This is a genomic window from Oleiphilus sp. HI0123, assembly GCF_001635315.1.
Window position 1 is genome coordinate 1 of the sequence record NZ_LWGE01000019.1, and the last position, 716, is coordinate 716.

A 716-nucleotide genomic window follows, 5' to 3' on the forward strand; every position below is an offset into this window, starting at 1 on the left:
ATAATAGCCATCTGACTCATATCAAAGCGTGAACGCAAAGCACCCAGCAACTCAAATCCATCCATGCCATTCATAATCAAGTCGACAAGAATAATTTTGTATTGATAACCCTGGTCGAGCAAATCCAGCGCCTTTTCAGCCGACCCCACAGAGGTAACACTAAAACACTGCTTCTCGAGCAATGCACTCATAAAATCTCTGGATGACGGTGCATCATCAACGACCAGAACCTCCATACTCCGATTGGCAGACATTCGATTAATCACCTGCACAACGTAACTGATATCCTGCTGCCCGTTCTTCAACACATAATCGGATACGCCCAAGGATAAAACCATCTCACGTAGATTTGGACTAAAGTTGCCGGTAAAAGCGATACATGGAATACTCTTTTCTGCCACTAGCTTTGCAGCAGCGCCATCACTTTCATCGGGCAGGTTCAAGTCTGTGATCGCAACAAATATTTCTTCTTGATGCAGCTCCACTAACTGAACCGCTTCAGAATAATTAAGCGCGACCAGCACTTGATAACTACCTTCTTGTCTCAGCGCCGCCTCTACACTCAATGCAAACGCTTTGCTATCCTCAACAATCAAAACAGTATTTTTCATCAAACAACCCAACAAGTGAATCTTAGTTCTATTCTATTCACCCTAAATTAAAAAAAGAGATCAAGAACAAGACCCCTTAATTACCTCCAGGTAATTATTAAGCAC

General features: G+C 42.7%; 1 protein-coding gene. It reads right to left on the minus strand.

What is annotated here, in order from left to right:
* Positions 1 to 611 (minus strand): response regulator (locus A3761_RS00240; RefSeq protein WP_156491447.1); only part of this gene is annotated, 611 nt, incomplete at its 3' end.
* Between the last annotated feature and the right edge of the window lie 105 nt (positions 612 to 716).